19 protein-coding genes are annotated in these 25,507 nt (G+C 40.9%); 15 read left to right on the forward strand and 4 right to left on the reverse strand.

Features of this window, described 5'->3' with window-relative positions; genetic code table 11:
• Positions 1 to 7 precede the first annotated feature (7 nt).
• Positions 8 to 1,348, reverse strand: coding sequence for a beta propeller repeat protein (locus tag B9A58_RS10600; protein WP_139793836.1), 1,341 nt, complete (start codon positions 1,346 to 1,348; stop codon positions 8 to 10).
• Positions 1,349 to 1,583: 235 nt separating this feature from the next.
• Here B9A58_RS10600 and B9A58_RS10605 point away from each other — a divergent pair, with 235 nt between their 5' ends.
• The 11 genes from B9A58_RS10605 to B9A58_RS10655 all read left to right on the forward strand — a co-directional run bounded on the left by B9A58_RS10605 (position 1,584) and on the right by B9A58_RS10655 (position 14,399).
• The gene (locus B9A58_RS10605) at positions 1,584 to 2,834 is read left to right on the forward strand and encodes a PDZ domain-containing protein (RefSeq protein ID WP_084372820.1); all 1,251 of its coding nucleotides are present in this window, start codon (positions 1,584 to 1,586) and stop codon (positions 2,832 to 2,834) included.
• A gap of 137 nt (positions 2,835 to 2,971) precedes the next feature.
• On the forward strand, positions 2,972 to 5,362 hold the full coding sequence (locus tag B9A58_RS10610; protein ID WP_084372821.1) for an ABC transporter permease: 2,391 nt from the start codon (positions 2,972 to 2,974) through the stop codon (positions 5,360 to 5,362).
• A gap of 162 nt (positions 5,363 to 5,524) precedes the next feature.
• Complete coding sequence (glpK, locus tag B9A58_RS10615) at positions 5,525 to 7,009, forward strand: glycerol kinase GlpK (protein WP_084372822.1); 1,485 nt, start codon at positions 5,525 to 5,527, stop codon at positions 7,007 to 7,009.
• Positions 7,010 to 7,082: 73 nt separating this feature from the next.
• Positions 7,083 to 8,732, forward strand: coding sequence for a glycerol-3-phosphate dehydrogenase/oxidase (locus B9A58_RS10620; RefSeq protein WP_084372823.1), 1,650 nt, complete (start codon positions 7,083 to 7,085; stop codon positions 8,730 to 8,732).
• Positions 8,729 to 9,622: an ROK family protein gene (locus tag B9A58_RS10625; RefSeq protein WP_084372824.1), complete on the forward strand. Its 894-nt coding sequence runs from the start codon at positions 8,729 to 8,731 to the stop codon at positions 9,620 to 9,622. Before B9A58_RS10620 ends, B9A58_RS10625 begins: the two co-directional genes overlap by 4 nt.
• Positions 9,623 to 9,674: 52 nt before the next feature.
• The gene (locus B9A58_RS10630) at positions 9,675 to 10,427 is read left to right on the forward strand and encodes a TMEM175 family protein (protein WP_084372825.1); all 753 of its coding nucleotides are present in this window, start codon (positions 9,675 to 9,677) and stop codon (positions 10,425 to 10,427) included.
• 8 nt (positions 10,428 to 10,435) lie between these two features.
• A complete protein-coding gene (locus tag B9A58_RS10635) occupies positions 10,436 to 11,194 on the forward strand; it encodes an exodeoxyribonuclease III (RefSeq protein WP_084372826.1) in 759 nt (252 codons plus the stop codon).
• Positions 11,195 to 11,704, forward strand: a complete 510-nt coding sequence (locus tag B9A58_RS10640) for a hypothetical protein (protein WP_084372827.1) — start codon at positions 11,195 to 11,197, stop codon at positions 11,702 to 11,704.
• Positions 11,704 to 12,507, forward strand: a complete 804-nt coding sequence (locus tag B9A58_RS10645) for an MIP/aquaporin family protein (RefSeq protein ID WP_084372828.1) — start codon at positions 11,704 to 11,706, stop codon at positions 12,505 to 12,507. The genes B9A58_RS10640 and B9A58_RS10645 overlap by 1 nt, the downstream gene beginning before the upstream one ends.
• A complete protein-coding gene (locus B9A58_RS10650; RefSeq protein ID WP_245827059.1) occupies positions 12,504 to 13,412 on the forward strand; it encodes a glycerophosphodiester phosphodiesterase family protein in 909 nt (302 codons plus the stop codon). Before B9A58_RS10645 ends, B9A58_RS10650 begins: the two co-directional genes overlap by 4 nt.
• A gap of 42 nt (positions 13,413 to 13,454) precedes the next feature.
• Positions 13,455 to 14,399 carry a pyridoxal-phosphate dependent enzyme gene (locus B9A58_RS10655; protein WP_084372830.1) on the forward strand — a complete coding sequence of 315 codons (945 nt, stop codon included), beginning with the start codon at positions 13,455 to 13,457 and terminating at the stop codon, positions 14,397 to 14,399.
• Positions 14,400 to 14,541: 142 nt separating this feature from the next.
• Here the strand turns inward: B9A58_RS10655 and B9A58_RS10660 are convergent, their stop codons facing one another.
• Positions 14,542 to 15,312: a S1/P1 nuclease gene (locus B9A58_RS10660; protein ID WP_084372831.1), complete on the reverse strand. Its 771-nt coding sequence runs from the start codon at positions 15,310 to 15,312 to the stop codon at positions 14,542 to 14,544.
• A gap of 29 nt (positions 15,313 to 15,341) precedes the next feature.
• Complete coding sequence (locus B9A58_RS20375; protein ID WP_221407849.1) at positions 15,342 to 15,509, reverse strand: hypothetical protein; 168 nt, start codon at positions 15,507 to 15,509, stop codon at positions 15,342 to 15,344.
• 219 nt (positions 15,510 to 15,728) lie between these two features.
• Between B9A58_RS20375 and B9A58_RS10665 the strand changes: the two genes are divergently transcribed.
• On the forward strand, positions 15,729 to 18,179 hold the full coding sequence (locus tag B9A58_RS10665) for an ABC transporter permease (protein WP_084372832.1): 2,451 nt from the start codon (positions 15,729 to 15,731) through the stop codon (positions 18,177 to 18,179).
• 63 nt (positions 18,180 to 18,242) lie between these two features.
• Here the strand turns inward: B9A58_RS10665 and B9A58_RS10670 are convergent, their stop codons facing one another.
• Entirely contained in the window at positions 18,243 to 19,706 is a 1,464-nt protein-coding gene (locus tag B9A58_RS10670; protein ID WP_221407850.1) for a M64 family metallopeptidase, read from the reverse strand.
• Between the two features lie 533 nt (positions 19,707 to 20,239).
• Between B9A58_RS10670 and mfd the strand changes: the two genes are divergently transcribed.
• From mfd to B9A58_RS10685, 3 genes are read left to right on the forward strand one after another with little or no spacing between them, the layout of a single operon-like run.
• Complete coding sequence (gene mfd, locus B9A58_RS10675) at positions 20,240 to 23,593, forward strand: transcription-repair coupling factor (RefSeq protein ID WP_084372833.1); 3,354 nt, start codon at positions 20,240 to 20,242, stop codon at positions 23,591 to 23,593.
• 31 nt (positions 23,594 to 23,624) lie between these two features.
• Complete coding sequence (locus B9A58_RS10680) at positions 23,625 to 24,797, forward strand: hypothetical protein (RefSeq protein ID WP_084372834.1); 1,173 nt, start codon at positions 23,625 to 23,627, stop codon at positions 24,795 to 24,797.
• Positions 24,798 to 24,848: 51 nt separating this feature from the next.
• On the forward strand, positions 24,849 to 25,475 hold the full coding sequence (locus B9A58_RS10685; RefSeq protein WP_084372835.1) for a 2OG-Fe(II) oxygenase: 627 nt from the start codon (positions 24,849 to 24,851) through the stop codon (positions 25,473 to 25,475).
• Positions 25,476 to 25,507: the final 32 nt, after the last annotated feature.

Genomic DNA, 25,507 nt, shown 5'->3' on the forward strand with positions numbered 1-25,507 from the left:
AATTTTTTTAGTCGTTGTAATAATAAAATTTGTTTGACGAGCTTGAATAGTAGACTGGCTTTCCATTAAAAATGGTCAGACGGCCATAATAGTACGAGCCTGATTCTTCTAGGTCTAGTGGTTTAAACTCAAAATTACCGCCATCATATTCATAATAATGATCTTGATTGTATTCTGGCAAGAGATAGATTTTTCCACTGTCTTTGATCAACGTTCCAGAGGAAGCCAAGCCAAAAGAAGAAGTTTGAGAATCTGTATTTAGATTGAGAACAGATGCTTCATAGTTGCTATAATCATTTGTGACAAGGATCAGATGGTTTCCTTCGACCATGGCATACGCCTCATCAACATTTGCATATCCATTCCAGGCATCACTGCTAAAAGTGTGCACATTATTGGAGCTTAGATTGATCTCAATGATATAATGGTTTTTGGTAATAACGTAGCCAATGTTTGCTGACGAAGTGATAGCTAAGACTCCAGTGTAAGATTCTCCAGTCAAACTTGCCAAATCTGAGATCAACACATTCCAGGTATTTCCCTTATCCGGACTTTCATATACTGACTGACTATACTCTGATATATACAAATATTTTCCATTGGCCAGTATGGTTATTTGGCCATCTCCATAAGATGGGACATATATATTGGACCAGTTTCGACCATTGTTTTCCGAGAGATACAAAGATGATCCACTGTTAAATATCATTTCCCCATTTTCAAAATGCCATACATCATTATACTCATCTAACTGTGTTGATGTATTAATCTCATTCCAACTGTTGGTGGTAATATCATCTGTGACAAATAAGTCAGAATATGTATAGACGAATAACTCATCTTCATGAGTAAATATTTTTTCGATACTGCTGTAGCCGAAATCAAACTCATAGCAGGCCTCTACCCAACCCGCAGTGGGCTCGCTCGTGTTAATTGTTATCTCAAATATGGTGACATCTACGCAACCGTCTTTAGAGATATTGCAAACATTGTCTTTTATGGTTAAAGTTTGCGTTTCATCCTGGCAGCCCAGTTTCCAGCGAAAAACGATCCAATCCTCTTCTCCTGGTTCTGAATCGTATACTTCAGTAACACGACCTCCTTCATCTGATAACTCAAAACTAATTTGGGCATACTGTGGTTTGCCTTCAAAATCAGTCACACTAATTTTGAAGCTATTTGCGAGATATTGACCCCGTGCCCCTTCTTGGTCAAAACCATCTTCAATAGTATATATTTTATCTCCAACTGCTACAGAATTAGGATTCTCGTCTTGCGAGCCCTCATCTTCCTTGCACGAAAGAAGAAGAAAAAATATGGATAGAATGGTAAGCGTACGATACATCATTTCATTTAATTAATAACGCGCAAGATATATAGATTTAAGATTGATCTGTATAACTACGAGCTAGCTTTCTCTGTTCGAAATCATCATTTTCAAATGAAAGATCATTGGCATATATGATATGGCGTAAATTCAATAACTCAACAAGCATGGATGATTTTATAGCTAGATAAGAAAGCCCAGTAAGGGAATCTTAAAGAGAATTGTTATCTTTTTGCTTTGATCAGCTACGAGAAAAATGAAAAATAAAAGAATCTTACAGCTCTTTCAGTTAGTCGCACTGATTAGTATTCTGTCCTCTTACAGCCAAAGACTCCATGCTCAATTCGGATTCTCACTCCCTGAAGGAGAGAAAAGTATAGATATACCGTTTCAAAATTTTAATAATCTGATCGTTCTTGAGGTCACGCTCAAAAACAAAGTCGCGGTCAACCTCATCCTGGATACCAGTATAGAACATACCATACTTACAGAAAAGGCCATAGGAGATTTTTTGAACTTTCGCTATGCACGAAAAATGAAACTAGGTCAAAATGGAGACCAAGTCTATTATGGTCACGTAGCAGTAGATGCAAAGATGTCTTTGTCCGACAGTGTGTCTACAGGAGACGTTTCTTCTATGCTAGTACTAGAAACAGATTATCTCAATCTGGCTGGCTTAGCTGGCTCCAAAGTACATGGCCTCATTGGCTATGACATCTTCAAGAGTTTTGTGGTGGAAGTAGATCATACTAAAAATGTGCTAACCCTTTACAAGCCCGAATCATTCAGCCCGCCAAAAAGCCATCTGGAGCTCCCCATGGATATCATTGATAGAAAACCATATATCAGCACAGAAATTGTTTTCGAAAGCTGGGAAAGTAGAAAAATGAAATTCATTTTGAAAAGTGGCGCTAGCCATGCTGTCTTCTTTGAAGATGATTCTATTGAATACTTTTTGCCTTATCGAAATCTTGAAGTACCAATCGGACAATCGTTTGGTGGAGAGCTGCTTGGTCATATTGGTCGATTGCGCAGCTTGAATATTGATGAGTTTGCTTTGCAAGATCCACTAGCCACATTTTCTAAACCCGAACATATAGACCAAAGCGGAAGCACAAAAAAAGCAGGAGATGGCTCAATGGGTCAAGGCATATTGAGTCGATTTAGTGTGATATATGATTTCCACCGCGCCAAGATATATCTCCGAAAGAATAACAGCTTTGATAATTTGTTTGAGTACGATATGAGTGGGATCAGCATTGCAGTAAGCCACAGTCAAGATTATTCTTTTTCTATCAAATCCCTTAGAAAGGAATCCCCAGCCCAAAAATCTGGTTTGCAAGTAGGGGACATTATCGAATCCATAAATGGCGATCCGCTCACCATAGATAACTATGGAGAATTCTTGAATCTTTTTCTAACCCGTGAAGGGAAAAAAGTAACGTTTGTTGTCAAGCGAGGGTCGGAAATAACAGAATGTAGCTATCGGCTGACACGGTTTATTTAAAGTGTGAACACCTTTCGTTCAGTACTGGACAATTTTCGGGGGAAACCCGCCCATAACAAAATTGTAAAATGCTGATTATCTAGTGTTTACCTAGTTCGGCACACCATTTGTCAAAATCATCTCAAGATTATACGACTATGCTTAAAAATTATATCACAGTTGCCATACGCAATATCCAGAATAGTCCCGTCTATTCCACAATCAATGTCATTGGTCTTACCATCGGAATCGTAAGTAGCCTATTGCTATATCTTTATATTGATTTTGAAAGAAGTTATGACAGCTTTCATTCCAATAGAGCAAATATCTACCGCGTATCAACCAAAGCCAACGTGCAGGATACTGAATTCCACATTCCGCAAGCACCCTCATTGATTGGATCTACCTTAAAAAATGAATTCGGCGCAGTGGAGAACTTTGTCAGAGTAACTGGAGAAGACGAAATACTAATCGCTGTTGGGGAGGACTATTTCTATGAAAAAAATATCCTGAAAGCAGACTCTTCCTTTTTTGATGTCTTCGACTTCGAATTGCTTGAGGGAGATAGATCCACCTGCCTCAGCGAACCCAATACACTCGTCGTGTCAAAAACGCTCGCAGAAAAGTGGTTTCCAAATACATCTGCCATGGGTAAGTCGGTAAAGACTGATGGGGAAGACACCAAAATCATCACTGGGATAATGGCTGATCCCAAGATCAATTCGAGCATTCGTGCACATGGCTTGCTATCTTATGGAACCAATACACCTGGGCAAGACTCCTGGGGCAATTTGAATGATCAAATTTTTGTGGTGCTCCCAGCTGGGACTAAACCCACCACCATCCTGCCAGTCCTAACACAAATTTATGAGAAATACATGGCGCCAATTTTTGATCAATTCAGCGCTTCTGCTGAATTTTCACTTCAGCCCCTGGAAGAAATCCACCTCTATTCCAATTTTGATATGGACTTAGAGTCTGAAGGTGACATCAGTTATTTATATATTTTTAGCGCAATAGGGTTTTTCATGCTTCTGATTGCTTGCATAAATTATATGAATATGGCTACAGCAAGATCCGTTTCAAGATCCAAAGAAGTAGGTATTCGAAAGGCCATGGGTTCATACAAATCCCAACTCATGGGTCAGTTTATCACCGAATCAGTAGTCATCGCATTCATAGCCCTGATCATCAGCCTTATCCTGACGTTCTTTTTGATTCCATATTTTAATGAACTAACAAGCCTAGATATTGACCAAAACTTTATCAGCAATCCAAAAATGCTAATCGTTTTGGTAGCGATCATTCTATTTGTTGGGCTCGTTGGTGGCAGTTATCCTGCCTTTTATCTATCCAGATTCAAAGCCGCAGAGGTACTCAAAGGAAAGTCGCAAAAGAGCAGGGGAAATGAGTCTCTTCGAAAAGCATTGGTAGTCGCCCAATTTGCCATTTCATTAGGTATGGTGGCAAGTACCTGGATTGTTTTTGATCAGCTGTCGTATCTACGAAATAAAGAATTGGGATTCAACCAAGAGCAGGTGGTAATGGTGACGCTAGAAGGCCAACAAATAAAAAATAAATTAAAAGTTCTCTCTTCAAAACTATTACAAAACCCTAATGTGGAATCAGTAGGTTCCGGCTTTGGCGTGCCAGGAAGTAACTCCATGAGCATGAGTGGAATTAAAGTGGAATCAGCAAATGGTACCATGATCGAGAAAATCTTTCAAAACATTACAGCCGACAACCAGTTCTTCCCGACCTTTGAGATTCCCATCATTGAAGGAAGAAATTTTTTGCCTGAAGTAGGAAATGATACAGCAGCATCAGTCATTGTCAATGAAGAAATGGTAAAAGAAATGGGGTGGGACAATCCTATTGGAAAAAAGTTTCATCGATTTTTAAACGATGATCTGGACATTCAAGAGTTTACTGTGGTAGGTGTAGTGAGAAATTTTCATTTGATTTCTTTACAAGAACCAATAGCCCCACTGTTGATCTACAATGGTATTAATAACGGCCAGATGATTGTAAGGCTAAAGGCAGAAAACATTGCCAACACCATGTCTGAAGTGGAACAGGTCTTTAAGTCTGTCGTGACTAACCGCCCCTTTGAGTATGCTTTTGTCAATCAGGGATTTCAAAAACAGTACGAGGCAGATGAAAAGAGAGGAGACATTTTTGCTATCTTTTCTATTCTCACGATCGCAATCGCTTGTTTGGGCTTGTTTGGACTGGCCTCTTACACTGCGGAAGCCAGAAGAAAGGAAATTGGAATTCGAAAAGTCGTAGGAGCCAATGTATTGACCATTATTATCATGATGTCTAAGGATTTTCTCAAGCTGATTATCATTTCCATGTCAGTCGCTTTTCCAATATCCTATTACTTCATGGATCAATGGCTTCAGAACTTCGCTTACTCAATGGAATTGAGTTGGACCAGCTTTGCGCTGTCTGCGTTATTTACGTTAGTGATTGCATTTGTTACGGTCCTCTATCACTCACTCAAATCTGCCATTGCCAATCCATCTACAGCCATTCGAGACAACTGAAGAACAACTACACATAAAGAAGTAGGCATGCCTACTTCTTTATGTGATCAATTCGCATCTTCTGCAGGCGAGTTATTCCCCAAAGTGTTAATTATTAACATCAATCAAAAATGCGGTTTAATTATTTGATTATTGTAGTTAAATTGTTGGAAATTTGTTCGCATGAAGCAATATATACTGGCGCTTGACCAGGGAACTACAAGTTCGAGAGCACTTCTATTTGACCACAAAGGCAAAGTGGTATCCATGGCTCAACAAGAGTTTAAGCAGATATACCCAAAAAATGGTTGGGTAGAACATGATCCATACGATATCCTCAAGTCTCAGCTCGATGTGATGTACGAGGTGATCAAAAAAAGTAAAGTCAATAACTCTCAGATATTAGGTATAGGTATTACCAACCAGAGAGAAACGACCATTGTCTGGGATAAAAATACTGGCAACCCAGTTTATAATGCCATTGTTTGGCAAGATACCAGAACCTCCGATTTTTGTCAGCAACTCAAAAGTGATGATAGTTTTGAAGACTATGTAAGAGAAAGCACAGGTCTGGTTATTGACTCCTATTTTTCAGCTACAAAAATTCACTGGATTCTCAATAATGTAAAGGGCGCAAGAAAAGGAGCGGAGGCCGGAGATCTCATCTTTGGAACTGTGGACACCTGGCTCATCTGGAATCTGACGAACGGCGCCTCTCATACTACAGATTTTTCCAATGCTTCTCGTTCCATGCTCTTCAATATTTCCGAATTGAAATGGGACGACGATCTATTAGAACGATTTGATATTCCCAGACAAATGCTTCCAGATGTGACCCATTCTGGCTTTCATTTTGGAATGGCCCAAATACAAGGGGGTCAGATTCCTATTATGGGTGTAGCAGGAGATCAGCAAGCTGCTCTATTTGGCCAAGGTTGTTTTGAACCTGGACAAGCAAAAAATACTTATGGAACTGGGTGCTTTTTGCTGATGAATACAGGCGAAAAAATACAGTACTCAAAAAACGGTTTAATCACCACCATCGCTTGGGGATTGAATGGTACAGTGGAATATGCACTAGAAGGAAGCATTTTTATGGCAGGAGCAGCCATACAATGGCTGCGAGATGGCGTGAAAATGATTAACTCTGCAGAAGAAACTGAACGAATTGCCGAGCGAACTAAAGAAGACAGTGGCGTATATATGGTTCCAGCATTTTCTGGTCTGGGAGCCCCTTATTGGGACATGTATGCCAGAGGGGGCATTTTTGGACTCACCCAGGACACTACCAACGACGATATCATTAAGGCAACACTAGAATCATTGGCCTATCAAACCCGGGATATTCTATACGCCATGGCCAATGACTCAGGGGTTAAGCTGAATTCTCTCCAAGTAGATGGTGGAGCTTCCGCCAATAATTACTTGATGCAATTCCAAGCAGATATATTAAATGTCCCCGTAGAACGACCAAAGAATGTAGAATCCACTGCACAAGGAGCGGCCTTCCTTGCTGGTATTACGAGTGGCTTATGGAGCATGGCTGATATCCGAAAGAAAAAGGCACTTGATAAAATATTCAAACCTAAAATGGATGACTTCACCAGAGATTATCTGTATACTGGATGGCACAATGCCATTAAAAGGTGTATGAATTGGGCACGATAAAAAATAAACATTTCATAACAATTCGAAAATTGAACAGAACGGCCTTTCGTCTTGTTTTGCACAAAAAAAATTTATGTCACAACCATCCTTCTCATATCAAAGCAGACCCAGCATCATTCAAAACCTGAAGAATGAGTACTATGATATCATTATCATAGGTGGTGGAGTCACAGGAGTTGGTATCGCACTAGATGCGGCTACTCGTGGTTTGAAAGTTGCCCTATTGGAAAAAAAGGACTTCGCCTCTGGTACAAGTAGTAAATCCACAAAACTCATTCATGGAGGTCTGAGATATCTCAAACAGTTTGAGTTTAATCTGGTACGTGAAGTGGGTAAAGAACGGTCTATCCTCCACGAACTAGCAACGCATCTGGTAAGGCCTGAAAAAATGCTCCTTCCCTTGATAAAAGACGGCAACTATGGCAAAATCATTACGTCAGTAGGTTTGATGGTCTACGATGTACTCGCAGGAGTAGAAGAAGAAGACCAGCGCAAAATGCTTTCCATTGAAGAAACCATGCGCTGCGAACCTCTGCTGGACAAAAACATTATAGAAGGTGGTGGTTTGTATGCCGAGTACCAAACAGATGATTTTCGATTGGTAATGGAACTGATCAAAACTTCCGTTGAATATGGGGCACAAACCTTGAATTACGCCACATGCACGGATCTGTTGGCCAAAGGCGGTAAAGTTTGTGGTGTGGCTTGTCACGACGAAGAGTCAGGTGAAGATTTTAAAATCTATGGCGACTACGTGGTGAATGCAGCTGGTCCATGGGTAGACCAGGTCAGAAAACTGAATAAGAAAGTAAAAGAAACCAAACTTCACCTTACCAAGGGTATTCACATTGTTGTACCTTTTGAAAAGCTACCTGTCAAACAATCTGTATACTTTGATGTATCCGACGGCCGTATGATTTTTGCCATTCCAAAAAATGACATTACCTACATTGGCACCACAGATACCAACTACAAAGGCAATCCGAGAGATGCCCGAACGGAGAAAAAAGATGTCAGCTATCTAATCAAGGCAGTAAACCAGGCGTTTCCTTCCATCCACATTAAATTTGAAGATGTAATGTCTTCGTGGGCTGGAATACGTCCACTCATTCAAGAAGAGGGAAAATCGGCATCTGAAATTTCCAGAAAAGATGAGATTTTTATTTCAGACCGCGGACTTATTTCCATAGCAGGAGGAAAATTGACTGGCTATAGAAAAATGGCGAAACGAACGGTAGATCTGGTTTTAGAAATGAAAAGTTCTCGATCGGGTATTACTAAAAAGACCAAGTCAAAAACCAAAAAAGTCAAATTCAATGGCAACAGTTTTAAGAACACTAAAGCTGTAGCAACATACAAGGCCAGGCTGCAAAAGGAAAATGCTCAGTTCAACGACAAGCAGATTGCCTATCTGGTAGACACCTATGGAGATCAGGCCCAGGTTATATTAAACTTTGCAGAAAGACTGCCTGGCAAAAATGAAGAAATCAAATTGCTCAAAGCAGAAGTCAGGTTTTGTATCGAACATGAGATGGTCATGCATTTGACAGATTTCTTCATTCATCGAACAGGACGACTCTTTTTCAATATCCAAAGTGTGAAAGACCACGTCAAAATGGTGGCCACTGAAATGAAACATTGGCTAGACTGGTCTGCCGAGCAAATGAAAGAAGAACAGGAAGCCATGCAAGAAGAATTGGACAAGGCGACGAATTTCAAATGAAATGGGGCATAGACCTTGGTGGAACAAAAATAGAAGGCATCATCCTGGATTCTTCAAATGAGTATAGCGTGGTCGCACGCCAACGAATACCTACTGAAGGCGACAAGGGTTATCATCACGTATTGTTTCAAGTTAAAAGATTAGTAGAGGCGCTCACTAAAGAATCTGGCTTGAAGCCAGCAAAAATTGGAATAGGAACCCCTGGCTCCATTTATCCCCCTACAGGTCATCTCAAAAACTCAAATAGCCAACATCTCAATGATCAACCTTTGCTGGCCGATTTACAAAACTTGCTGCAAATACCTGTAGCCATGGCCAATGATGCCAATTGTTTTGCGCTGGCAGAAACCCGTCTGGGCATCGTGTCAGAAACGACTCCAAATGCCAAAGTTGTGTTTGGTGTAATTATGGGTACAGGTGTAGGTGGCGGCCTGGTCGTAAATGGAGAAGTTTTGAGTGGGGTAAATGGTATTGGTGGAGAATGGGGTCATAACTTTCTTCATGAATCTGGAGGGCAGTGTTATTGTGGGAAAACTGGATGTGTGGAAACTGTTATTTCTGGGCCTGCGCTTGAGCAATATTATACAGCAGCCTCTGGTCAGTATAAACCACTGAAAGACATTGCAGCAGATCAAAAACTGGATCCACTTGCCAAATCAACCATAGATCGTTTGCTCAAATATTTTGGTATTGGGGTTTCAGGTATTATCAACATGATTGATCCTGACGTGATTGTTATAGGAGGTGGTGTGGGCAATATTGATTTGCTTTATAGCAAAGGAATAGAAGAAATAAAAAAACATGTCTTCAACCCAGAATGCAACACTCAAATCTTAAAACCAAAGTTGGGTGACTCAGCAGGAGTATTTGGTGCTGCCTTTCTCAATTAGTTTTTGCATTCATATAAATATCGTCTAATTTTCATTACAAAATCCTCCTGTTTTGGTTCGAAGTGCCCTTAAAGAAAAAACGCTCAAAGACTCCGACGTACCGTTTCGTTTTCGGGGTGTGGACAATACCCGTGTTGAGGCCTTGTCTGATGGAGTATTTGCAATTGCCACAGCGCTTTTAGTTATCTCCTCCTCCATTCCAGAGACTTATGCAGAGCTACTGCATTTCCTCAAAGACCTGGTTCCGTTTGCACTTTGCATGGCGTTGCTTATGCTGATCTGGTTTCAACATTATGTGTTCTTCATTCGTTATGGATTCAAGGATGCCAAAATTGTCGCGGTCAATACCCTGCTCCTTTTTCTCATCCTATTTTATATCTATCCACTCAAGTTTTTGATGCAGCTGCTATATGATATGTTCTCGGCCATGTTCACCAAAAACTGGGAAGCTTTTAATCACATTTTCACTAACGTGATTCGCATTGAAGACACGCCCAACCTGATGAGTATTTATGGGTTTGGTGCGGCCAGTATCTTTTTCACTTTAGCCATTATGTATTTGATTGCCTATAGACGAGCGGAAGAATTGGAGCTGAATCCTAAAGAAAAATTTTTAACCAGAATTAGCATGCGTGCAAATCTATTGATGGGAGCCATTCCACTTACTTCCTGTCTGTTTTGTTTGCTTCCAGTGGAGCCAAATATTTCTTTTGCTGTTGGTGGGTTTATTTATTGGCTTTACCCAATAATCATGGTTCCTTTCAGTATCAGAAATAAAAAAATATTGTCGAAAATCTCAAACTAATATTATTCATGAAAATCGTTTCATACAATGTAAATGGCGTCCGAGCAGCCATCAAAAAAGGCCTCCTAGATTCTTTTGAAGATATGCAGGCAGATATAATTTGTCTCCAAGAAACCAAAGCACAAGACGATCAGGTGTTAGAAGCTTTGGGTGAAGACTTTTCTCATCACGTATCTGCAAACAGTGCTGTCAAAAAAGGTTATAGCGGAACTTGTACGATTAGCAAAACGGCCCCCATCTCTGTAACCAAAGGCATTGGTATAGAGGATCATGATCAGGAAGGTAGGGTCTTGACAAGTGAATTCGAAGATTTTTATGTGGTAAATGTCTACGTACCAAATTCAAGCCGTGAACTCAGACGTTTAGATTATCGCAAAGGCTGGGATGTTGATTTTAGAAAATACCTGAAGGGGCTAGAAGCTAAAAAGCCAGTCATTGCTTGTGGCGATTTCAATGTAGCACATCAGGAAATCGATATCGCTAGACCAAAATCTAACTATAACAAAACGGCAGGCTATACGCAAGTAGAAATAGACGGCATGACCAATTTTCTGGAAGCAGGCTTTGTGGATACCTTTAGGCACCTTCATCCTGAAGAAGTAGCCTATAGCTGGTGGAGCTATAGAGCAGGCGCCAGAGAGAAAAATATTGGCTGGCGTATTGATTACTTTTTGGTGAGTGAACCATTAGTAGCCAGAGTAGCATCAGCAGCCATCCATCCCGATTACAAAGAATCTGACCATTGTCCCATCAGCCTAACGCTCTAAATGAATACGATTACCATACCATCCAATAGCGATTACGAATCGTTTTTTCAAGGGCAAAAAATCGCAGATCACCCAAAGAAAAGAGCCATATCCATGCTGCTGGCTATCGTAGCAGGGTTACTTTTATATACAGGGTTGAAAACCGTACCCATAGATGAAAAATTGACATACGCAGGTGTACTAACGCTGGTCTATATTTTCATAGGAAGGAATCTCATGTTTAAGATGAAGGTGAAAAACCTCTGGAAACAGAAAAGAGAATCCATCCCTGAAATGGTTATCAACCAAAAAGGTGTAGACGTCAAACATAGCATTCCTGAACAATGCAAAACACTGAAATGGAGCGATTTTGGATTTTACAAACTGGAAGAAAATCTGGCACTACTATATCCTAAAAAGACACCTGAAAACTGGTTGACCCTATCGCTCAAAGAATTGGGAAATGAGCAGTCAAACGTGCTTAAAACATTGATCAAACAAAACATAAAAATCACTCAACCACAGAAATAATGAACGTTTATTTTGCAGAGTTTATAGGTACTGCTATTCTAATCCTTTTAGGTGGAGGAGTGAATGCAGGGGTCAGCCTACAGAAGAATTTTTTCCATGGAGGTGGCTGGTTGGCGATCTGTGTGGGTTGGGGATTGGCTGTAGCAATGGCCATTTATGCCGTAGGGGATATTTCAGGAGCACACATCAATCCTGCCGTTACACTTGGATTTGCCATAGTAGGGGGATTCGAGTGGGCGCTCGTTCCAGGGTATATTGTTGCTCAATTTTTGGGAGCCATGACTGGGGCATCTTTGGTTTGGTTGCACTATTTGCCACACTGGAAAGCCACAGCAGACCAAGGCACCAAATTAGGTGTCTTTTGCAATAGCCCAGCCATTCCCTCAAAGTATGCCAATCTATTTAGTGAGGTATCTGGCACTTTCGTTTTGCTATTCGCGCTTTCCTTTTTGGGTTTAAATAAATTCACAGAAGGTTTGAATCCATTGGTTGTAGGATTGCTTATTTGTATGATTGGTTTGGCTATGGGTGGCACCACAGGATTTGCCATTAACCCAGCCAGAGATATGGGGCCTAGAATTGCTCATTTCATGTTGCCTATTGCTGGCAAAGGAAAATCAGGCTGGGGATATAGCTGGATTCCAGTAGTGGGCCCTGTTCTTGGTGGAGTGCTGGGAACACTTTCGTACCAAGCCATATTTAATCAAAACATAATGTTCACCTTATACCCTTGTGTATTAGCCGTAGTAGTTTTGATTGTTCTGGCTATCAAAGAACAAAGTGCTAATTCTGAAACCCAATGAAAATTATAAACACTTGTCTAACGCTAGGCCTTATGCTAGCACTCACTCATTGTCAACCAAAAACTGACACCATGAAGTATGCTCATTTAGATGTTCAGGGTCATCGTGGTTCACGTGGTCTATTGCCAGAAAATACGATTCCAGCGTTTATCAAAGCCGTAGAGCTTGGCGTCACTACATTAGAGCTGGATTTGGCAGTGACTAAGGACAAAGAACTGCTAGTCAGCCACGACCCTTTCATGTCGCACAAGTTTTCTACCACTCCTGAAGGGGTTCCTATAGAAAAGCACGAAGAATTAGCTTACAACATCTATAAGATGAGCTATGAAGAGATCAAGACTTACGACGTAGGTTCCAGGTTTCAAAAGCAATTCCCAGATCAGGAGTTGATGAAACTTCACAAACCCCTACTCAAAGAGTTGATAGTGGCAGTCAATAGGCATCTGGAAGAAAAACAGCTGTCACCTGTCCGCTACAACATTGAAATTAAAAGCGAACCCATTGGTGATTCTATCTATCACCCAGCTCCTGCTGAATATTCCCAACTCGTTTACGACTTTATCAGCAAGGAAATGGACACGACCATGCTCAATGTGCAATCCTTTGATTTTAGAATTCTTCAATATTTTCATGACCATTATCCAGATGTCAAATTGGCCGTCTTGGTCGAAAATGCATTGCCCATAGAAGAAAACCTAGCAAACCTTGGGTTCACACCAGAAATCTATAGCTGCTATTATCACCTGCTTGACGCTGAAAAAGTTGCCTGGCTTCAATCGCAGGGCATGCAAGTCATCCCTTGGACGGTAAATGAAAAAGAAGACATTCAGCGCATACTTGACTGGGGAGTTGACGGCATTATTTCTGACTACCCAAATCGAGTATTAGAATTTATTTCGAATTAACTTTGATGCTTGCATAATCTTTAAAGGGCGGATTTATCAACTATGGAAATACCAAGTCTTAGTGACATCAAGCGTGCGCACACGCGAATAACCAAATACATCGTACGTACACCAATCATGACTTCTCAGACCATCAATGAAATGGTTGGTGGCGAAGTGTTTTTCAAATGTGAGAATTTTCAGAAAGTAGGCGCATTCAAAATGCGTGGTGCTTCGAACATTATCATGTCCTACCGACCAGAGGATCGTGTCAACGGATTTGTCACGCATTCTTCAGGGAATCATGCCCAAGCCGTGGCGCTTGCGTCGAAGGTCGCTGGGGCGAAGGCATATATCGTAATGCCAGAAAATGCGCCTCAGGTGAAAAAAGATGCAGTAAAAGAATATGGTGCAGAGATTACTTTCTGCGAACCAACGGAAGAAGCGCGAGTAGCCGCTTGTGCCAAAATCATGAATGAAACTGGCGCCATTCAGGTTCACCCGTTTCATGATCCAAGAATTATTGCTGGACAGGCCACTTGTGCCAAGGAGTTTATAGAAGAATATCCAGATTTGGATTTTATGATCTCGCCAGTAGGTGGCGGAGGTCTGGCTGCCGGATCTGCTCTAGCTCTGAGCTATGTCAGTCCTACTACAAAAATGATTTTGGCCGAACCCTCTAATGTAGACGACACCTACAGATCGTTCAAATCTGGAAAATTAGTTGGTGTGGATAGCCCTGAATCAATTGCAGATGGACTTTTAGTTTCTGTGGGGAAACTAAACTTTGAAATCATCAAGGAGCATGTTTCTGAAATTTATCGCGTAGAGGAACAGGAAATTGTGGATGCCATGCGTTTGATCTGGGAAAGAATGAAGGTCATTATTGAGCCTTCAAGTGCTGTGGCAGTGGCTGCCCTACTCAAAAACAAAAAGCAATTTGTTGGTAAGAAAACAGGACTGATCATTACTGGTGGTAATGTGCAATTGGATGCCCTGCCTTTTTAGAAGCGAGTCCTATGACTTCGTCATCACCCAGCGTCAGTCTGGGTGATCTGCCAACACTAAGTACAGAAGGTGCTTATACAGCCTACCTCCCCTAACTTTAGTGCCACAAGCAGGGCTATGACGAGGTGTTATTAATCACTGGCTAGCCATAAATCTCATTAAGAATTCCAGCTAATCGTATGCCTGCTTTGAGTAAGCGTTCGTTTACCGTCCTAATGTGCGTATAATTGTAATCGTATCTGAGTTTTCCATTTTCAGGAATATCATACACAGCTTTCCTATAAGACAGCGCTTCGTCTACCCAAATCATGATGCCCTCACTTTGCCATTTTTCGATCTCAGCCACTGTAGCCGTATCAATCCATTTCACATATTCTGTGTAACTCAGCTGCTGGTGATCGATCAGGCCGCTGTCCCAAACACGGTGCAGGTTATAACTCTTGTCCCACATAAAATCCACCTTCACATTGTTGCCGCCATAATCTTCCCCATTGCCTACATGCAAGGGCTGATGTATGTCTCCCACCATGTGCACCAGGTATTTCAGGTTTTCTATTTCTGACTCGTAAGTAAATTCTTTGGAGGTCAGCTCTTTGATCAACCTATTTATGGTTTGAATCGCATCTCCTTCTTCGGGTACACCCGCCTCCTGATATGTTTTACCATCAGGTATGGTACAGTAGTGCCAGGGAGTCATAAAATCTTTTGTCCGATCCGCACGAATAAAATCCATGTAATTGCCCACCATGCCCAAATGCTCATCTCCCAGTATGGCCTGAATATTTTTCTTTGCCTTGCTGGTCAGGTGGTCATAAGCAATTTGCCCTACCACGCGATGTCCTGTTTTCCCCCAGGAAAAAGCAGAGGAATAAGTAATAAAAGTCAGGAGCAGAAATGTGAGGGTTTTTTTCATTTTGTGTTTGGCTACATTGAAATGTAAATTTAATCGGAACTTTCCTTTAGTAAGGCATCTACTTTTGAAAAGTCGCTTTTTGCAATTTTAATGACAATATCACTGTCAAAAGGATTGCTTCCAACGTAGTCATCAAGATCTCCAGATTTTTCGAAAGCCCGCTCAAATGTGACATTATGATTTTGTAAAATCTCCATGAGCGCTTCAGCTTCAAGGGGGTCTCGGTAGGTGCGGAAGGGGGTCAGGGGTTTCAATATATTGACTTTCTTATGATTACAATTCTAATCATAAGTTTTGGTTTTCAACATTCTCTAATTCAAGAATCTTATATTCTAACCATTAACCACTCCAGTAAAAGCCCGTGCGTTTCTTTGTTATTTTTATTACTTTGAATAAAAGTCTCTAATCTCAAAGACATGCTTAAAAACTATATTCTCAGTGCTATTCGAAACATAACAAAAAAGAAACTCTACTCATCACTCAATATTTTGGGACTTGCTATTGGCATGGCTGGTACTTTGCTGATCCTCCAATATGTGAGGTTTGAAACAAGCTATAACAATTTTCACGAACATAGAGACAACATCTATCGCATCAGTTATTCAAAGGAAAAATCAGGTGTCGAATCATTTAATACAGTCCTAACCTATATGGGTGTGGGGCCTCTGATGGTGCAGCAGTTTCCTGAAGTGGTGGATTTTACTAGACTTCACCCTGCCAATCTTATAACCTCAAAGGCCTTGATACAAAAAGACGAACACCTATTCGAAGAAGAAGGCATATATTTTACAGACCCTTCTTTTTTTACTATTTTTTCCTTCGAGTTAGTTGAAGGTGATCCCAGCACTGCACTTAACGAACAATTCTCTGCTGTAATTTCTGAGAGTATGGCCAAAAAGTATTTTGGGAATGAAAACCCTATCGGAAAAACCATACGCAAAGACCGTGATGAAAATTATATAATCACAGGTATTATAAAAGACACGCCCAAAAATTCTCATATCAAAATCAATCTGCTTCTTTCTCACAATACGCTATCAACAATTATGGGCGAACATTGGGATCCCAACAACCTGACGGCCTTTCACGGACACTTATATATCAAAACTGTTTTGGGTACAAATCCCGAATTGTTGGCCAAAAAATTCCCTCAGTTTGTAATGGACTATATAGGAGGCAAGGAGCTTGCCGAGCAGGATGTGGTCTTAAAGTTTGCTATGCTACCAATATCTGACATTCATCTCAAATCTCACATTGAACACGAGGCAGAAATCAATGGTGATCAAGACATAGTGGACTATATGACCATCGTGGGTTATTTAATTCTAATCATTGCCTTAGTCAACTACGTAAACCTTGCGACAGCCAGAGCACTTGAAAGAGCCAAAGAAATTGGTGTTAGAAAGGCCATTGGAGCGAATAAGTCCCTCCTGTTTATTCAGTATATGACCGAATCATTTGTTGTAAATTTCCTTGCTGTCACTCTCGGTCTTTTTTTGGTTTGGTCCATCCAACCATTTTTGGATCAATTAGGCGCACCCAAACTCCAAAATACCAATATCCTACAGGAGGTTTGGTTCTGGCTGGCTCTACTGATTGTTTGGATTACTTCTAGTTTACTCTCAGGTTTTTACCCAGCCTTTGTACTTGCCTCCTATCACCCAGTTGCCGTTTTAAAAGGAAAGTTAATGGCCAACCGAAAAGGGATTTTACTAAGAAAAGGGTTTGTGATATTTCAGTTTGCCTGTTCAGCCTGTTTAATTATTGGAACGATTATTATATTCTCACAAATCACTTACATGCGTGATCAAAAGCTTGGGATGAATATAGACGACAAATTTATACTCAAAGGGCCAGCCGTAAAAGACTCAACACTCAACACAAAATATAAAGCATTCAAAAATGCTCTACTTCAGCTTCCAGGAGTAAAAAGTGTAACAGGAAGCAACAGTATTCCTGGGAAGGAATTAAACTCTGCAACATGGTTCAGTCGAGTGGATAACCCTGAGGCAGACAGCAAGTTTTGCTATATTAATGCCATTCAAAGCGACTTTGCTCAATACTACGAGTTAACCTTTGTAGCAGGTCACAATTTTACCGAAACCGATCAAACGGCCATCCTGCTCAATGAAACTGCAGTGAAGCTATTTGATTTCAAAAATTTAGAATTTGCCATTGGAAAAACTCTAGTGATAGGGAACCCTAATGATCCAGATAATCAAAAATGGAAAATCGCTGGTATAGTCAAGGATTTTAATCAACAATCACTCAAGAACGACATTAGCCCCTTGATACTACTAAAAAGTGACCGAGCCACTAACTTTATTTCTATGCAATTGAATCGTACTGAGACAGGATTTAGTAATCTTGGTCGAACCATAGATCAGGTACGTGAACACTGGCTAAATTATTTCCCAGGTAATCCTTTCAACTATCACTTTCTCCGTACTGAGTTTGACGAGCAGTACAAAACCGAATTGGAGTTTGGGCGGCTACTTTCCATTTTTTCTGGTGTTGCTATATTGGTTGCCATACTCGGGCTGATCGGGTTGTCATCATACACCATACAGCAACGTACGAAAGAGTTAGGAATTCGTAAGGCACTAGGATCCGGCACAAAAGGAATTGTAATTCTTTTAAGCAAGGATATCTTCCAACCAATCCTGATTGCTAATCTAATTACATGGCCCATTTGTTGGTATGTATTTTCGGACTGGCTGACCGGTTTTGCCTTTCGAACACCAATGAGTATTTGGCCTTTCATGCTTTCTCTTGCAATGATCAGTATTGTAGCTGTCTCTGCTCTTGCATATCAGATTACCAAAGCTTCTCTATCCAATCCGGTTAAAGCATTAAGGTATGAATAGAGATTGTTACATTAGATATTAAATCAAATGAAGTCGAAACTTTGGACAAGTTGTTTCCATATATCACTCTGCATAAGTTTCCACCACATTGATCATGGCTTCCTTGCACACTTCACAAAAATAATCTGTGCGTGTAAACATGATACAATTGGGAGAAGAACGATAGATGCCCTCTGAAGCATAGCCTGCTCCTTCGAAAGCACCTACTTTTTTGGCAAACTCACCACCTTCCAAAAACGCCTGTACTCGAGCATCTTCGGCTGTTACCTTTTCATCATATAGCGCTTCAGTAGCCGCAATTTCTTCTGCTGAGGCATTGGTACGTTTGAGTTCTGCTATGCGATCGTTGAGCGCTCTTCGCTCAGCTTGCCAGATCAAACTCGTGCTGTCATAAAAGGCTTTGTTCCAAGGCGTGGGCAATTCTACACGTTCCGACAGTAGATGTTTCCACTTTACATTTTCTGGATCTAGTAGAGCCGTGATGTTGGGTTCGGCTGGCTCGTAGCCCTGTGGATAAAAATCGTTGTAGGCAGATGATGACGTATAATATTCATCAGCCAAGCCAAAGAAAGAATGCCCAAACTCATGCACCATCAGGTATTCACTAAAAATGTTGTCTGAGGTATAGGTACAGTAGAAGTTATATATGCCGCCGCCGCCATAGCGACTGTGGTTGACCATGATGTACAAAGCGTCATAAGGTGCGTGACCAGCAATATCTCTCAGGGCTTTGTTGTCTTCTGTCAATAAGTATCTCTCCGACCCCATGGAATTGAAGGTAGCACTTACTGCTGTGTTTTTATCAATCCCAGCCCTAGGTTCATCTATCCCACTGTCCTGAGATTCTTTCAATACGCCTCTGATGTTGAATCTATCCTTATAAGATTTGCAGGGTTCCGCTTTGAAAAACACATCTGTGAATCTTTTCAGGTCATCCTGGAATTTTTGATTGTCGTCAGCTGAGTAGCCTTCACCCACGATCAGTATATCAGCTTTGAGATGTGGGTCACCATTATCCAGACTCGCATATACGTTTATGTCTGCATCTTTCAGACCAGTAGCACTTTGACTAGGGTCTATGGTGGTTCTAAAGACTTCATTCAATTTGCCGTCTTTGTCTCGTTTGTCAAGTGCAAAAATGACTGATTGTCTTGGGTTGGGGATGATGGCAGATTCATGAAACTGCTTCACTTCACCTTCAATCGCAGGCGTACTGGTTTGGTATTCTTTGAAATAGCTATCAAAACCTTTGGAATAAATCAATTCACCAGAAGCTTCATCATAGATTTTGTGATAATAAGCCCCATAATTGAGTGGGTCGATAAGATTGACTAAACTCCCTGCCCAGCCGCCATAACTATACAAGCCGTCTATCTCAACAGTTTCCGTATTAGCATCTCCAGTGTGGAAATAATCAATACGCAGTGTCTGGTCAGTAAAGAATTTTTCAAATGTGGTTTTTGGCTTTTGCTCACAAGCAATAAGTCCACAGCCAAGAACGAAAATCAAGAGTAATCTATTCATCATTTTAAGGTTTTAAGACAGGTAAATTAATGTAATTCGGATGAATTGGAAAAAGAGAAATTCTTAAAAGCTAAGTAATTTGTCATTTCGAGTGCATCGAGAAACCTTAACATCACGTGATGCAGTTTTAATCTTATTTAGATTTCTCCTATCGTCGAAATGACAGGAGCTAATGGAACTTCTCCATTAGGTTCAGAAATGACATGTTCATACAAAAAAATAGCGCGTCCCAGAATGGAGCGCGCCATAATCACCAACCTAACCTTAAACAATGAATCGCGAGTGCGCGATCATGAATAGATTTATACTCTGCTTATGTAAAGGATTATTGATGAGAAAAAGTTCCAGCACCTTTGATTTAATTTTCGCCATTCACTTGGTGATACTTTCTCAAAACTTAAATGATACGTCATCATGAATGGAATGACGAACTACTTTTGAGAATTATCACTTCGTCGTACCCGAAGGCAATTTGTATTTCACAAGCTAGGTTCGCCAATCACAAAACCCTTACTTTTGTGCCTTAATTTCAAGGTGTGAATCAAAAAGAGCTACTTTCCTTATACAAATCCCAATCTACTATTCAGGCATTGGCAGAGGCGGCAAAGCCAAACGAAAACAAAGTCATTAATCTAAAAGGATTAGTAGGGAGTCTTGACGCCGTCACAGCAGCAGCCATCTATCAGCTCAATCATCAGAATCACATTTTCATCCTCCATGAAAAAGAGGAAGCGGCCTATTTCTACAATGACTTGCAAAATTTATTGGGAGATAAAGAAGTTTTACTCTTTCCTTCTTCATACAAACGAGCTTATGAATTTGAAGAGACGGAAAACGCTAACATCCTCATGCGTGCTGAGATCCTCAACCGGATCAACAACAAGTCTTCTGCTGGAGAGCTGATCGTGACTTATCCAGAAGCACTCACCGAAAAGGTGATCAACAAAAAGTCTTTGGTACAAAATACCTTCACGGCCAAGGTAGGCGAACAGGTAGATAGTGACTTCTTAACTGAGCTACTATTGAATTATGGCTTTGTTCAGGATGATTTTGTGTATGAGCCAGGCCAGTTTGCTGTGCGTGGAGGTATTGTAGATATCTACTCTTACGCTGGGGAGTTGCCTTACCGAATTGAGCTATTTGGAGATGAGATAGAAAGCATCCGAACTTTTGACCCTGAAAGTCAATTGTCAAAAGACCACCTGAAGACGATCAACATCATCCCAAATATACAGACCAAGCTACTGGAAGAAACCCGTCAGTCTTTTCTAGACTATGTGCCCAACAATTCGAAGATTTGGGTAAAGGATTATCAAAACACCATGGACGTTTTGGACAAGTCTTTCGCGAAAGCGAAAGAAAGTTTTGACACCATCCTGGAAGCCAGTGGTGGTGCCAGTCTGGCTATGAATCCAGACGAGCTTTTTGAAACGAGTGCCTCATTTCAATCAGCCATAGATGATTATGTCAAAATCGAATTTGGCAATCGGTTTTATCTCGACAAAGCAGAAGCATTCAATTTTGACGCCAACCCACAACCTTCCTTCAATAAAAACTTTGACCTGATCGCTGAGAGTCTTGAGTCTTTTAGGGAAAAAGAATATGCAACATTAATCGCTTCAGAATCTGAAAAACCCATTGCACAGCTTACCTCCATTTTTGAGGAAATCAATCCTTTTATCAAGTTTGACTCTTTAATTCTTGGTCTGCGGGAAGGCTTTATAGACAATCATGCCCAACTCACCTGCTTCACAGATCATCAGCTTTTCGAAAGATTTCACAGATACAAAGTCCGCAAAAAACATTCAAAGTCGAAGGCACTTACCCTGAAGGAGCTTCGTACACTAAACCCAGGAGACTATGTAGTCCATATCGATCATGGCATCGGGCGATTTGCTGGATTGGATATGGTGGACGTGAGTGGCAACAAGCAAGAAGCCGTAAGGCTCGTTTATCGTGATGACGATTTGCTCTACATCAGTATTCACTCTTTGCATAAAATTTCCAAATACAGTGGTAAAGAAACTGGACCTCCACAAGTCAGCAAATTGGGTTCTCCTGAGTGGGAAAACAAAAAGAAAAAAGTCAGTCGAAAAGTCAAAGACATTGCCAAAGAACTCATTGCGCTTTACGCGAAAAGGAAAGCGGCTCCTGGTTTCAGTTTTGGTGAAGATGGTTATTTGCAGGCGGAACTAGAGACATCTTTTATTTATGAAGACACGCCAGATCAAGCCAAGGCCTCAGAAGATGTGAAAGTGGATATGCAAAAGCCTCACCCCATGGATCGACTGGTCTGTGGAGATGTGGGGTTTGGAAAAACGGAGGTGGCCATTCGTGCAGCTTTCAAGGCAGCAGTACACGGCAAACAAGCTGCCGTACTTGTGCCGACTACCATTTTGGCCATGCAGCATTACCATACGTTTAATGAACGTTTGGCCAATTTTCCTGTCACTGTAGAGTACATCAACCGTTTCCGAACCACCAAAGAAATCAAAGACATTCTGGGAAGAGTAAAGGAAGGTAAAGTCGATATTTTAATTGGTACGCACAGGATTGTAAACAAGGATGTTGATTTCAAGGACCTTGGGCTTTTGATCATTGATGAAGAGCAGAAGTTTGGTGTGAAAATCAAAGACAAACTGAAAGAGATAAAAGTGAATGTGGACACGCTCACTTTGACTGCCACTCCAATTCCCAGAACACTTCACTTTTCACTGATGGGTGCTCGTGATCTGAGTGTGATTTCTACGCCTCCTCCAAACCGTCAACCCGTAACCACAGAGATTCACGCCTTTAGTGAAACCATGACAAGAGATGCTGTGAGTTACGAATTGCGAAGAGGTGGTCAAGTTTTCTTTGTACACAATCGGGTAAGTGATATAGAAAGTGTAGCCAATATCATTCATAAACTGGTGCCAGATGCGAGAGTTGGAGTGGCGCACGGACAGATGGATGGCCCTAAGCTGGAGAAGACCATGCTTAAATTTATTGAAGGTGAGTATGACGTATTGGTTTCCACCAACATTATTGAAAGTGGGCTGGATATTCCTAATGCCAACACCATCATCATTAACAATGCACAGAACTTTGGGCTTTCAGATTTGCACCAAATGCGTGGACGTGTTGGGCGTTCTAACAAAAAGGCCTTTTGCTTTCTAATCACTCCACCTACCTCACATTTATCGTCAGATTCCAGAAAACGGTTGAGCGCACTTGAAGAATTCTCTGATCTGGGTGATGGCTTCAAAGTAGCCATGCGAGATTTAGACATCCGTGGGGCTGGTAATTTGTTAGGAGGCGAGCAGAGTGGGTTCATTTCAGATATTGGATTCGATATGTATCACAAGATTTTGGATGAGGCAGTCAATGACTTGAAAGAAAACGAGTTCAAAGACTTATTCGAGGATCAAGCAGTAGATGTGAAAGCATTGGTGTCTGATTGTATCATTGAGACAGATTTGGAAATTCTGATCCCAGAAGACTATGTCAAAAACATTACCGAAAGGCTCAGTATCTACACCCAAATAGACAATATAAAATCAGGTGCCGAACTCAGTATTTTTGAACAGTCAGTTATTGACCGATTTGGTAAAATTCCACAATCAGTGATTGATCTTTTCAAGACTGTGAAATTGCGTTGGTTATCTATGGACTTGGGCTTTGAAAAACTCGTTCTTAAAAATGGACGGATGAGATGCTATTTCCCTCCTAAGGACAATGATGCCTACTACCAGTCTCCAGCTTTCAGTCATATCATCAGCTATGTACAGCAGCACCCAAAGGCCTATCAACTCAAGGAGGTCAAAAACAAACTGATGTTGGTCATGGCTGATATTGATACAATAGATCATGCCATTATGCAGTTAGAAAATATTGAATCTTCGAGTTAATTTACGGGAATCAATAAAGTCTTCAAGTCACATGCTTTTGCCTTCATCGACACGTAAAGATCATTTCTGGATTTATGGCTTAGCCATGGTGTTTTACGGTCTCTATTATTGGATGAATGTTCCTAAAGACTATAGTGCCTGTACACTCTGCGATGGCCATCAATATGCCAAACTTTACTGGTATTTCGAGCATGGGATGATCGCTCCAATCAAATTCCCTTTCTATAATCGCCCCTTGGTACCATGGCTTGTCAGCCTAATTCCCGGTTCATCCATTGGTCTTCATTTTGATCTCGTAAACTTTGCCTTTTTTGTGATCAGTATATGGGCCATTCGTAGCCTTTGGTTGGAATTACAGCTGAAGTTCTGGGTTCAGCTATTGGGGTTTGGCTGGTTGATTATTCATTGGACTGGCATTATTCGCTTAAATCTTTACGACAATCTTACTGTTGATGTCCCGTTGTATTTTTTTCAAGCGCTGGCTTTGCTCTTGTTTTTGAAAAAAGACTACAAGTGGTTTTTGCTACTGGTACCAGTCGCCCTACTGCAAAAGGAATCCTTCCTGGCAATAATGGTCGTCTTTATTGGTATTCACTTCGTGTATAATTATCACCATCAACCTTGGAAACAAGGAAGGATATTGATTCTATCCACTTTGATCGGCCTCCTTATTCAAAAAACAGTGCTCTACTATCTACCTGAGCAGTTGGATCAGCGCTCCTCACTAGACGCCATTCTATATCATGGGCACTGGGCACTAAAGGATCCTTCCCGATTTATTCGCTGGTTCACAGCTTTTGGATCGGCCTATGGACTATTGCCGTTAGCGATATTCCTTGCTTTTGGCATACGAAGATTTAAGGATTCAAAATATACTTTACTGCTCGTACTGAGTTTAATGTATTCTTCTTTTGGCTTATTGGCGGGAGAGGATATGACGAGGATTCTATTTTTGGGGTTTCCTTTTATCATGACTCTTACGCTTCGCGAACTACAGGGCAAAGATCTCACGTTCGTCTTTTCAGCTTTGGGTCTTAGCCTAATTTCGCTAAGATTACTTCCTATACCTGTAGATACACATTGGGCGATAGACTATGCCGAGCTTGCGCATGTTTGGAATTGGTTTTTCTATTATAGTCTATGTGTTATTGTCCTTTTATTGATACATCAGTTCAAAACGAATAAAAATAATTTAAGGAGTTAAGTTTTTACTTGCCAAAGCGAACTAGCTTCGCGCCGTTCTTTCACGTAGACATTGACAAACAATCATGAGGACTTATGGATCGACTGGGTCGATACTTTGTCCGAAGAAAGTTGCTTAGTGATTGATGATTTCATCACGGATCATGAGCTGAGTATTTTTCTCAATTATTTTCAGGACCACCTGAAAGAAGATGATTTTAAAAAAGCCGGTATAGGTACTGGCAGCGAATTCCAGCTCAAAAGCCAGATAAGGGGAGACTATATCCGATGGCTAAATCGTGATACTGATACAGAACTGGCCAACTTCTTTGCCCGAATAGACCAGGCCATAGCCATGCTAAATAGATATTGCTTTTTGAGCTTATCAGGTTCAGAATTTCACATGGCTCACTACCCAGAAGGAACCTTTTACAAAAGGCACCTGGATCAATTCAGCCATAGAAGTAATCGACTGATTTCTGTTATCCTCTATCTAAATAAAAATTGGAAAGAAGGAGATGGAGGAGAGTTGAAATTGTATCTAGAGAATGAAGAAAAAACTATTGAGCCCATTGCTAAGCGAATTGTTTTTATGCGAAGTGATCAAGTAGAACACGAAGTGCTAGAAACTAACGTGGACAGATATAGCCTGACGGGTTGGTTGCTTTATCAGCCTCCTGGTCTGACATTCCTGGCTTAGTAGTCAACCAAGCACCATACACCTATTAGCTC

The organism is Reichenbachiella faecimaris (assembly GCF_900176375.1).
Lineage (GTDB): Bacteria > Bacteroidota > Bacteroidia > Cytophagales > Cyclobacteriaceae > Reichenbachiella > Reichenbachiella faecimaris.

Bases quoted from the DNA above. Each gene is read 5' to 3' on its own strand.
- B9A58_RS10600 (WP_139793836.1), bottom strand. From the start codon at position 1,348: ATGATGTATCGTACGCTTACCATTCTATCCATATTTTTTCTTCTTCTT.
- B9A58_RS10605 (WP_084372820.1), top strand. From the start codon at position 1,584: ATGAAAAATAAAAGAATCTTACAGCTCTTTCAGTTAGTCGCACTGATT.
- B9A58_RS10610 (WP_084372821.1), top strand. From the start codon at position 2,972: ATGCTTAAAAATTATATCACAGTTGCCATACGCAATATCCAGAATAGT.
- glpK (WP_084372822.1), top strand. From the start codon at position 5,525: ATGAAGCAATATATACTGGCGCTTGACCAGGGAACTACAAGTTCGAGA.
- B9A58_RS10620 (WP_084372823.1), top strand. From the start codon at position 7,083: ATGTCACAACCATCCTTCTCATATCAAAGCAGACCCAGCATCATTCAA.
- B9A58_RS10625 (WP_084372824.1), top strand. From the start codon at position 8,729: ATGAAATGGGGCATAGACCTTGGTGGAACAAAAATAGAAGGCATCATC.
- B9A58_RS10635 (WP_084372826.1), top strand. From the start codon at position 10,436: ATGAAAATCGTTTCATACAATGTAAATGGCGTCCGAGCAGCCATCAAA.
- B9A58_RS10640 (WP_084372827.1), top strand. From the start codon at position 11,195: ATGAATACGATTACCATACCATCCAATAGCGATTACGAATCGTTTTTT.
- B9A58_RS10645 (WP_084372828.1), top strand. From the start codon at position 11,704: ATGAACGTTTATTTTGCAGAGTTTATAGGTACTGCTATTCTAATCCTT.
- B9A58_RS10650 (WP_245827059.1), top strand. From the start codon at position 12,504: ATGAAAATTATAAACACTTGTCTAACGCTAGGCCTTATGCTAGCACTC.
- B9A58_RS10655 (WP_084372830.1), top strand. From the start codon at position 13,455: ATGGAAATACCAAGTCTTAGTGACATCAAGCGTGCGCACACGCGAATA.
- B9A58_RS10660 (WP_084372831.1), bottom strand. From the start codon at position 15,312: ATGAAAAAAACCCTCACATTTCTGCTCCTGACTTTTATTACTTATTCC.
- B9A58_RS20375 (WP_221407849.1), bottom strand. From the start codon at position 15,509: ATGGAGATTTTACAAAATCATAATGTCACATTTGAGCGGGCTTTCGAA.
- B9A58_RS10665 (WP_084372832.1), top strand. From the start codon at position 15,729: ATGCTTAAAAACTATATTCTCAGTGCTATTCGAAACATAACAAAAAAG.
- B9A58_RS10670 (WP_221407850.1), bottom strand. From the start codon at position 19,706: ATGATGAATAGATTACTCTTGATTTTCGTTCTTGGCTGTGGACTTATT.
- B9A58_RS10680 (WP_084372834.1), top strand. From the start codon at position 23,625: ATGCTTTTGCCTTCATCGACACGTAAAGATCATTTCTGGATTTATGGC.